Source organism: Pseudooceanicola marinus, from assembly GCF_002786295.1.
GTDB classification, from domain to species: domain Bacteria; phylum Pseudomonadota; class Alphaproteobacteria; order Rhodobacterales; family Rhodobacteraceae; genus Pseudooceanicola; species Pseudooceanicola marinus.
The window spans coordinates 1-9,434 of the sequence record NZ_PGTC01000006.1; the positions used below are offsets into that span (position 1 = coordinate 1).

Sequence of the window (9,434 nt, forward strand, 5' to 3'; positions counted from 1 at the left end):
GCTGAAGAGCCACGGCATCGTCGCCCTCCCCATCCATGATGCAGTCCTGGTCCCAGCCTCAGCAGCAGCCAAAGCTATGGCTGTCATGCTGGAGGTCTTCAAGAAGAGGACGGGACAGGAGGGGGTGGTAGACCTCATCACCAAGGAGCAGCTTGAAACAGCTGATGACACTTCGGATGAAGCTGAGGTCCATGCTGAGCCACTACAGCTTGTAGCCTAAGGCTATAGGTTCAAGGGAAGGAGGAGGGGGACTATCAAGCATAAGCAATAGCTACAGCAGGTAGCTACAGGTAGCTCCCCATAGTGGGACCCGTAAGTGAAAGCTGAAGCTCTTCCTCCCCCCTCCCATACCCAAGATGTTTATGGGGCAGATAGCTGAGAGCCCGATCTTATGTATCGAGCTTCGGCGTTTCCCCCGGTGGGGTGGGTCACTATTCGTCCTCTGAGGAAGAGGCCTCCTTAGCTGCGCCGTAGAGGGCCCTAGGCGCTCACCTGCGGTGAAGCTTAGGCCAACCCTAGCTGAACCGTTTAACCACCTCACAGCGCCTCTCTGCGGTCCTGCTACCGTAGACCAAACCGTAGACCAACTGGTGCCTGTTGACGCGGTGACTCCCCGGCTGATAGCCCTTGTTTCGCTGGAGCTACCAGCTGACGCGATGCCTGCAACGGGAATACAACCCGTGTGGGGGCACCATTTCATCAGCTAACACATTGGTTTTGCTCCAGTTATTCGCAGTAGCTAGGAGCCGTAGACCATGTCGGCTCTGGTGACCGCCCTCAACCACTTGCGCAGCACCTCCACCGGGTATCCCGACCCGTAGCTGTGGCCCACGCCGTCAGTCTGCCAACCGCCGATCTGGTCAACGATGTCAGCGGGGCACTCCACAGCCCTCAGGCGATCCCGCATGGCGTGGCGGAAGCCATGCATGGTCGTTTCCGCAGCTGCATGTTCCTTTAGCCATTTGTTCAGCGCGGCGCTGGCAGAGTTGGCATTGGTCGCCTCCCCAGTGTTATAGCGAGGGAAGGCAAACTTGCTGTCTCCCCCCTCTTCCAGGATACGCAGCGCCGCCCATTTCGCCATACCTTCAAGCGGAACATCGCGCTGGCTGCCTTTGGTCTTGAGACGCCGCCACGGATGCGGTCGCACATGAGCCACGACCTCGCCATCAGCTGAGACCGTCAGGTCCTCACGCAGCAACCCAGCCGCCTCCGCAAGGCGCATTCCGGTGTCAGAGACCAGCGCGACCAGCCACCGCAGCTCATCATCTGCTGCTACACAGAGCCTTTGTATCTGCGCCAAGCTGTCAGCCGCGACTGGCTTGCGCTCGGAAACGCCAGCGTCCCGGTCATAGTAGACCCCAGTGAAAGGATTTATGAGTGACAGCCCCATCTCGCTGGCCGCGAAGTTGGTGACCGCTCGGACAGTTCCAAAGACGCGCGTCATACTGCTACCCGCCAGACCTCGGGCGACCAAGGCGTCACGAAAGGCGTTCGCATCCGCCTTCGAGTAGGCATCGAGTGGCTTGTCGCCACAGGCGTCTATGACGTAGCCGCAGGCCCGCTCCGCAGCTCTGTGGAAGGTCTTGGATTTGCCCTTTCCCTTTTGCGTCAGGTAGATCCCGACCGCCTCGGACAAAAGAACAGATGACGAAGTGGGAACGACAGCGGCAGGTTCTGTCGTGCGGTCCGCTTTGCCTCTCATCTGGCGCAGCATGTGCTTGCCCGGCAGTTCGGTGACCTGGCTGCGCAGGTGATACCAATACTCATCCAGTTGATCTGCTGCACGACGCGCCCTGGCCTCAGCGATCCTCGGGGACCTTGTGCGAAGGGAATAGGCGATGCGGGTCGCTGTGTAGTGGTCCCTCAGCTCTTTTGGGATGCGGCGGGTAAAGTAGAACACTCCGTCCTTCACGAAGGTGAATGCGGGCGAAATGGTCTCCGACATGGTCTACGGCTCCTAGCTACTGCGAATAACTGGAGCAAAACCAATGTGTTAGCTGATGAAATGGTGCCCCCACACGGACAGGCAAAGATGGGAAAAAGCTCTGCAATAACAGCGCCACGGCGTCCCAGACCGGTCCCCGCTGCGCCCTCGTGATTTCAACGGGTTGCAGGCGATGTGTCCCACGGTTTCGGGCGGCGCCGAGGCGGGGAGAAGTAGCGGCAACGCTACTCCCCCTTGATCAAATGTAGCTTTGACGCTACATACCTCCCATGAAGTCGATCACTTACAAGCCAGCAGCCATCCGCGTGCTCCGCAAGATGCCCCGGAGCGACGCGAAACGGATCACCGGCAAGATCGAGCAATACGCCGAGGAACCCTCTTCGCTGGCCAACAACGTCAAAGCCCTGAAGGGCCGGGAGGGCATACGGCTTCGGGTCGGTGACTGGCGGGTGATCATGAACGATCAGGGCGAGGTCCTGGACGTGCTGGCAATTGGCCCCCGTGGCGGGGTCTACGACTGAAGGAGGCGATGATGAACGAAATGGTGACCATTCCCCGCGACGAATACGACCGCCTGCGCCAGGCGGCCGAAGATCTGTCGGACCTGCAGGCCTATGACCGGGCCATGGAAGCCGGCGGCGAAAGCGTCCCGGCCGAGTACGTGAACCGGATCCTGGACGGCGAGAACCCCGTGCGGGTGTACCGCGACTGGCGCGGCATGACGGCCGCCGCCCTGGCCGAGGCCTCCAAGCTCAACCGCGTCCAGATCACCCAGATCGAAACCGGCAAGCGCAGCGGCAACGTCGAGACCATGAAGAAGCTCGCGGACGCCCTGGGTGTCAGGGTGGATGACTTAATCTGACGTTTCCGCACGGTACCCTTGGCCAACGGTAAATGGCCTAAAGCCATAGGGAATGGTAGCAGCCCATAGCGATCACTTGTGCCAGGAGCAGAGAACGACCGCCCCCAGCCCTTCCGCGGCATCCATGCTAAACGCAGCGTCGCGCTTGGCGCGGACAGGCAGGGCGGAGAGCGAGTTTTCGCTGCGCTTGGCACTGATGTCTGCTGTGAGCAATAGTGGAGCTTATGAAGTCATGATCCTTGGCTGTGGTCGAGTAGTCTGGAGGACTCGACGCGGACCCAATCCGCGATTGGACCCATGCTACACCACGCCAATAGGTCGCGCGGCGGTCGGCCGTTCACTGCAGGTATCCAATCCAACATCTTCTGCGTTGGACGGCAGCACAGCTTAGGCTTGCACATTGCCCGAGTGTCGACCAACGTGGGTCAGATCAAATACTCAGATCTTTCAGAGGATTAATGAGCCTCCATATTACCAAGATTGACGTTCGAAATTTCCGCTCGGTGCGAAACCTTTCGCTGTCACCGGGCAAACTGGCCGTGCTGGTAGGCCAGAATGACTCAGGAAAGTCAAACGTCCTCAGAGCCCTGAACCTGTTCTTCAATGGCCGGACCATGCCCACAGATGATCTCGACTTCGAGATTGACCATAACGTGTTCAATAAACCAAACCGCAGGGCCAAGGAAATCTCCATCAAGCTCGAAATCGAGCTTCCCGAGTCGTATCGGGCCACGAACGGCGACTTCGTGGTTTGGGAGCGCCGCTGGCGTTCTGAGGGCTTGGTTTTTGACGAATACTCCGGACGGCGACGCGTGGCCGGTCCACGTGGAGGAGCCAATATCGAAACAGTGGAAATCCCGAAACAGTCCAACGCTCATGCTCTGCTGCGGAACGTCAATTTCGTCTATGTGCCCGCAATTAAGGACTTAGAATACTTCTCGGAACTGCGAGCCAGCATTTACGACATCATTGCCGAGGTTGCCGACCGTGAATTCCGCAACTCAAGCCAGGATTTCGAACAATCAATATCCCACCAGCTTCAAGATCTGACGAACCATATCACGGTGTCTCTCGGTTTCCGATCTCGGTTGGCACTCCCCAAGGACCTTAGCCATATTTTTGAGAGCCTCGATTTTCTGAGCGAAGGCCAGAACATTTCGCTTGACGCACGGGGCGACGGGATCAAGGCCAGACATATCCCCCTGATCCTCAAATTCATGGCGGACAAAAAGCGTAGCCTTCAGGTACGGGGGGCCCAGCCTCACACGTTCATCTGGGGATACGAAGAGCCGGAAAATAATCTGGAACTCTCCAGTTGTGTGGAACTCGCCGACCAATTCTGGGGGTTCATTGACCATGGAGTCTCCCAGATATTCCTGACTACTCATTCCCCTGTCTTCTACAATCTGCACCGCAAGCAGGACGAGGGCGAAAGCCGGATTTCTTGTCACCACATCTTCCGAGAGGCGGATGAGGAGGGAACCAAACAGGCAACGGAGCTTGGCGATCTTGATGATCGGATGGGAGCCACGGCCCTGTTCGCACCCATGGTGATGGAGTTAGAGGATAGGGTGCGGCGCCAGGAACAAGCCCGAGCCGAAGTGGAGCGGCTTACACAGGCCAACCGCCGGAAAATCTTTGTCGAGGGCGACTCCGACAAGCTCATCATCGACAAAGCCCTGAGAGTGTTTGCGGCAGAAAGGGCCGCTGAAATCGATGTCGCAACCAAAGTCGGGGCTGGGATCAACTACGTGATCGACATGCTCCAATCATGGAGGAGCCAGGCAAAACACCACCAAGAGTTACCCAGGGCTGCGGGTCTGTTGGACCTCGACCCAGAAGCGAAGACCGCGCTCAAGAATTGGAATGATGTCCCCGAGAATATCAAGTCGGCGAAGTGCTTCAAGCTGCCAACGCCACCCCATCTGATTCCCGTGCTTCAGGCGGGGTTTAGGGTGCCAGTTGTTCTTGAATGCCTCTATGACAAGGAAGCATGGGCGTGGGCCGACGGCCGCGGGCATCTCAGGGCCAGGAACGTTCCCGGTGTGATCTCGAACGAACTCAACAACCAGATCGTGAACGCGGAGACCACCTTGGATGAACATCTGCACGATGACTGGGCGATCTTCGTAAAGAAGGAATTCCAACAACTGGGAAAAGCCCCGATGGCCAGGCACTTCGCGCACAAATCAGATCATGATTTCCGTGCTCGGATGCCCTTCATGGAACCCCTGATCACCGAGATTGTTGCCTACTTGTTTCCGGAGGAAGTTCAAGAACCCGGTGGTGAGCCTATTCAACCCGAAGATGGGGCAGAGCAATGAGGATGCCCGGTTTGGATCGCCCTCAAAGCTGAACCGTGGCTGCGACGACGGGCAGCTTCAAGCTTCGACCGGTAATTATCTGCGCGAGACACGAACGACCGCTATGGGCCGAGGCTTTGTGAAAACTCGGTCAGGCATGGTCGCCCCCGAAACGACGTTCTTCCAAAGGAGCTGTGGCAGCATTTCGTTCTGGCGCGGGTCGCCGCACACGGGCCACTGAGGAAAGTGTTTCCACCAGATTCTCGAAATTGGAGTTTTCACACAGCCTCGACCGATAGCATCATCGGGCCCTTCAGTCAGGTCAGGTTAGCTTTCTGCGAAAAGCTGCCGCCGGCTTGGCACCCAAATGGATGGCCAGACACCAGCCTGCCCGAAGGACACCGCGCCCCTTCACGTTATCCCCTCCTCCTATGGGCGCATGCCCCTCACTCTAGAGCAACCCAACCCGAGCCTCCCTGTTCGAGATAATCAGCTCTCGCGCCTCCGAGGCCTCACCTTTCGAGACCGTGTACTTCAGCTGCACCGGCTCCAGGACGAAGGCCGCGAAGATCTCCCTGATCTCCGGCCGATCGTTGATCGACAGGATGAAAGCCCCGCGGATCTCCGACAGCAGCCGCGCCATTTCCGCGAACTGGTCCCGATCGAACAACCCCTTACCGTAGTCGGCCTCCCCTCCCCAGTAAGGCGGGTCCAGGTAGAAGAGCGTCTGCGGGCTGTCATAGCGCGTCAGGACCTCCTTCCAGTCCAGGTTCTCGAAGACCACCCCATCCAGCCGCTCATGCGCGGCCTCCAGAAGCGGTTCCAGTCGTGCCAGGCTGAACCGGCTGCCGCGATCGCTCGCCACCCCGAAGACACCTCCCAGCTTGCCGCCGAAGGCCAGGCGCTGGAGGTAGAGGAAGCGGGCGGCCCTCTCCAGGTCGGTCAGCCCGGCCGGGTCCTGGGCGCGCAGCCGTTCGAACTCGCGGCGTGAGGTGATCTGGAAGCGCATCACGTCCATGAGCTGCGGATAGTGCCGCTGCAGGAGGCGGAAGAGATTGGTGATCTCGCCGTTGAGATCGTTCGCCACCTCGCATTTCGGACGCCATGACCGGCGCAGGAAGACCCCACCCATGCCCACAAAGGGCTCGGCATAGGTGGCATGGGGGATGGCCTCGATCCGCTCAATGATCTTGCGGTGAAGGGCCTTCTTGCCGCCGAGCCACGGGGCAACAGGGGCGGCGGCGGCGACTTTCGTCATTGTGTTCATGAAAAGTTCCAGTCAAAACCTCCCGGCTCTCGCGAGAGTACGGGCGGCGATTCTGGATATGCTCGTCGGCGCAGCCGGTCTACAAACTGGGCTGCGTGGTGGCGGTGTTTGCGCACCGCTGCCCCCGGCCCGGGGGCTAGTCGTCCAACTCGGCCGGATCGGCCGTGCGAACCGAGTGGATCTCGGCGATATGATCCCAGTCCTGGGCAGCCTCGCGCGCGGCCCGGGCGTCGGGCGCCTCGAAGGGCACCTCGCGCGGCGGGTAGTAGTAGCCGTGGGCCTCATTGCTCATGGTCACGAAGTAGCGGGGCATTCGGCCTCCCATGTCGCATTGGTCTTCAGGTCGCGCCGCAGGTTCCAGGGGGCATGGGCCGCCCGCCAGTCGATCTCGGCCTGGCTGAAGATCCGCATCTCCTCCACGTCGCAGAAGGCAGGCCCGGGCGGCGGCGCGGCCGGTACGGGATCACTCCGCAGGCAGGCGCCAGCGGTCAGGCACAGAACGGCCGAGATCGGAATCGGGAATGCTGTCCAGCGCATGGTCGCGCTCCTTGTCCTGGTGAAGGTCTGCCAGCCGGCCGTTGCAGCCGGCCAGCATGGTGTTGAGGGACAGCGCCCGGGCCTGCAGGCGGGCGACTTCGCCCGCGAAGTGCCAGGCGAGCCCGGCCGCGCTGAGGAAGGCTACCAGGGCGCCGCCGGCGATATAGGGCAGCGTGAGCCGCATCATCCGGCCAGCCCCTGCAGGCAGAGCGTCCGCTCGGCCGCGCGCCGGCGATCGAGGCCGCGCACCACCTGCAGCACGCCCTTCACCCGGGCCTTGTTCCACATCAGCAGGGCGTCGCAGGCCCCGGCCAGGTCGCCCGCCTGGGCGCGCCGGGACATCGAGGAGCCGCAGAAGGCCCTCGCCCCGATATTGTAGGCGGCGGAGACGAAGGCGGCTCGCGTCTGATCCGGCAGCTGCCCCGGCAGGCAGGGACGGATCCGCGTCTCGAAGGCGACCACCTCGGCCAGGAACATCTCCCGGCATTCCTCCGGCGTCGCCGTGTCGCCCAGTTCCACGCCGTCCGTGTGGCCGGTGCAGATCGTCGGGATCCCGGCCACGTCCATGTAGGCCTTCAGCCGCGTGCCCTCCCAGGGCTCGATGAAGGCGGTGGCCAGGGCGATCACCGCCGCTGTGCCGCCGGCGGCCTTGCCTCGCCATGTCCGCGGCCAATGCAGCGCGCCCTCTTCATCGGCCAGGAAGGCCTCGACCTTCTCCTGGAAGATGATCCGCGCCGGGATCGCGAAGAGCTGCGCCAGTGCCGCCAGCCCAGCGAAGACCGGCGCCGGCAGGCCAAGGATCTGGGCATCGAGCAGCATCAGCGCCACCGAAACGACGATCAGAAGGGCCGCCAGCAGTGTCAGCCAGACGGACCAGGCGAAACGCAGAATGCTGGCCCAGTTGTAGACGAGGCGAAGTTTCATCGGAGATCTCCTGCAAAAGAAAAGGCCCCGCGCGTTGCGCAGGGCCCTGGGGTCGGATTCGGGAGGCGGTCAGAGCTGCGTCTGCAGCCAGGCAAGGCCGAGGGAGGCGCCGCCGCCCACGGCCAGCCAGATCAGCTTGTCCAGGCTGCGGAAGAAGACCCCGCGCCCGAAGCTGACCCGTTCCAGCGCCGCCACCTGGCGCATCAGTTCGCGCAGCTCATCTTCATACCGGTCCATCCGCTTGAAGAGCGTGATGTTCTGCTCTTCCAGCCGGGCCATGGCGATCACCGCGTCGCTGATCTTGTCGAGCTTGGCCTCGATCCGTGCGAGCCGGGCTTCATCGGTCATGGCGGCCACCTCACTGCACGCTCGGCCGGGCCACGCGCGCCGGGATCTGGATAACTTCCCCCGCCTCGCCCGAGACCTTGCGTGCCGGGATCGTGGCGACACTCTCCCAGAGCGGCCAGGCTTCTGCGTCCGCCTCGACGGCCGCATAGAGCGCCGCGCCGGTGCCGAGGCCCTGGTAGGGCATCTGACCGAGGATCGTGATGCCCAGGGCTGGATCGGCCGCGAGCGCGGTCCACTGGGCGACCTGCGCCGCTGTCAGGTTGGCATAGAGTCCGGCGGGGCCGTCATTCGCCTGGCCGGGGTTCGGGTAGCTGGCCGTCCGGGCCAGGCCGCCCGCAACGCGGGCGCCATCCTCGGCGATGACGCCGGGGACGTTCGCGGCCAGCCAGGCGATCAGGGATTGCTCATTGGCGATATGGATCAGAGCTGCGGTGATGGTCATGCGGTCAGTGCCTCCATGTCAGCGACAGTGTAGGCCGCGGCGGGAGCGATCCAGAGTTTGGCAGTGGTCAGAGACAGAGGCTTGCCAGCCCCGCCTGCATCCCGAGCGCCGAGGTGAAAATCAGAAAGTCCGGCTGGATATCCGACCGAGGCCACCGTCCCGGCGGTTACGCCGCCGACAATGAACGCCATGTTATCCGGCTCGAACCTCACCGCGAACTTCGCAGGGTCGCCGGGCGGAACGACAGGCCCGTTTATTCCTTCGCCCGCCCCGGCGGACGTCTGTAGAGCGCGGATCACACCGTTCGCGGTATTCTGGAACACGGTGAGGCGGTTGTTCACGTCGGATTGGATGGTGAAATATGGCGGGAACGGCTCATTGGTTCCGTACATTGCGCCGTCGAAAAACACCCAGACGCCGCCCGACAGGTCGAACCCCGACAGGTCCGAGTTGAAGAGCTCCGGGGCAGAGGTCACCGCGCTGCCTTCGGTAATGACCGGCGCCGTTCGAATAGGCGTAGCCGTGAGGTTCGCGGCCGCCATGTGGTAGCTGTACGCGCTCTGCTCACCCATAACCGAAAAGTAGACGGCGGTGGCACCAGCGGGCTTACCCACTGTCATGGAAAGCTCATTCCAACCGGGGTCGAGGTCGAAGTCTTGCTGCCCACCCGTGAACCCGGCACCATCGCTGAAAGGGCGGACAGCAACGGTCTGAGGCCCGTCGACGTGCGCCTCGAAAGAGTACGTGATCGGAGTGCCGTCCGGCACAGCAGTCACGTCGACGAACTGTCGCAGCTTTTGGTCCCC

General features: G+C 61.7%; 12 protein-coding genes. 4 read left to right on the top strand and 8 right to left on the bottom strand.

The window, feature by feature from the left end; all coding sequences use genetic code 11:
• Positions 1 to 220, top strand: a 220-nt coding sequence (locus tag CVM50_RS21880; protein WP_085890271.1) for a hypothetical protein, incomplete at its 5' end; no start/stop codon positions are given.
• Between the two features lie 519 nt (positions 221 to 739).
• On the opposite strand, the gene CVM50_RS00085 is transcribed toward CVM50_RS21880, so the two are convergent.
• Positions 740 to 1,945, bottom strand: a complete 1,206-nt coding sequence (locus CVM50_RS00085) for a DUF6538 domain-containing protein (RefSeq protein ID WP_085890251.1) — start codon at positions 1,943 to 1,945, stop codon at positions 740 to 742.
• A 269-nt stretch (positions 1,946 to 2,214) separates the two neighbouring features.
• Between CVM50_RS00085 and CVM50_RS00090 the strand changes: the two genes are divergently transcribed.
• The 3 genes from CVM50_RS00090 (at position 2,215) to CVM50_RS00100 (ending at position 5,131) form a co-directional block, all read left to right on the top strand.
• Positions 2,215 to 2,466 (top strand): type II toxin-antitoxin system RelE family toxin, encoded by a 252-nt coding sequence (locus CVM50_RS00090; protein ID WP_085890250.1) that lies wholly within the window; start codon positions 2,215 to 2,217, stop codon positions 2,464 to 2,466.
• An 11-nt stretch (positions 2,467 to 2,477) separates the two neighbouring features.
• Entirely contained in the window at positions 2,478 to 2,807 is a 330-nt protein-coding gene (locus tag CVM50_RS00095) for a helix-turn-helix transcriptional regulator (RefSeq protein WP_085890249.1), read from the top strand.
• 458 nt (positions 2,808 to 3,265) lie between these two features.
• Positions 3,266 to 5,131, top strand: coding sequence for an ATP-dependent nuclease (locus CVM50_RS00100; RefSeq protein ID WP_085890248.1), 1,866 nt, complete (start codon positions 3,266 to 3,268; stop codon positions 5,129 to 5,131).
• A 430-nt stretch (positions 5,132 to 5,561) separates the two neighbouring features.
• Here the strand turns inward: CVM50_RS00100 and CVM50_RS00105 are convergent, their stop codons facing one another.
• The 7 genes from CVM50_RS00105 to CVM50_RS00130 form a co-directional block, all read right to left on the bottom strand.
• Positions 5,562 to 6,368, bottom strand: coding sequence for a DNA adenine methylase (locus tag CVM50_RS00105; RefSeq protein ID WP_085890247.1), 807 nt, complete (start codon positions 6,366 to 6,368; stop codon positions 5,562 to 5,564).
• A gap of 145 nt (positions 6,369 to 6,513) precedes the next feature.
• A complete protein-coding gene (locus CVM50_RS21205; protein WP_157792095.1) occupies positions 6,514 to 6,690 on the bottom strand; it encodes a hypothetical protein in 177 nt (58 codons plus the stop codon).
• A gap of 150 nt (positions 6,691 to 6,840) precedes the next feature.
• Entirely contained in the window at positions 6,841 to 7,101 is a 261-nt protein-coding gene (locus CVM50_RS00110) for a hypothetical protein (RefSeq protein WP_085890246.1), read from the bottom strand.
• Positions 7,098 to 7,838, bottom strand: coding sequence for a lysozyme (locus CVM50_RS21660; protein ID WP_198431825.1), 741 nt, complete (start codon positions 7,836 to 7,838; stop codon positions 7,098 to 7,100). The genes CVM50_RS00110 and CVM50_RS21660 overlap by 4 nt, the downstream gene beginning before the upstream one ends.
• Positions 7,839 to 7,907: 69 nt before the next feature.
• A complete protein-coding gene (locus tag CVM50_RS00120; RefSeq protein ID WP_085890245.1) occupies positions 7,908 to 8,186 on the bottom strand; it encodes a hypothetical protein in 279 nt (92 codons plus the stop codon).
• Between the two features lie 10 nt (positions 8,187 to 8,196).
• Positions 8,197 to 8,628: a hypothetical protein gene (locus tag CVM50_RS00125; protein WP_085890244.1), complete on the bottom strand. Its 432-nt coding sequence runs from the start codon at positions 8,626 to 8,628 to the stop codon at positions 8,197 to 8,199.
• Positions 8,625 to 9,434: hypothetical protein (locus CVM50_RS00130; RefSeq protein WP_157792097.1), on the bottom strand; the 810-nt coding region annotated here is incomplete at its 5' end. The genes CVM50_RS00130 and CVM50_RS00125, both read right to left, overlap by 4 nt.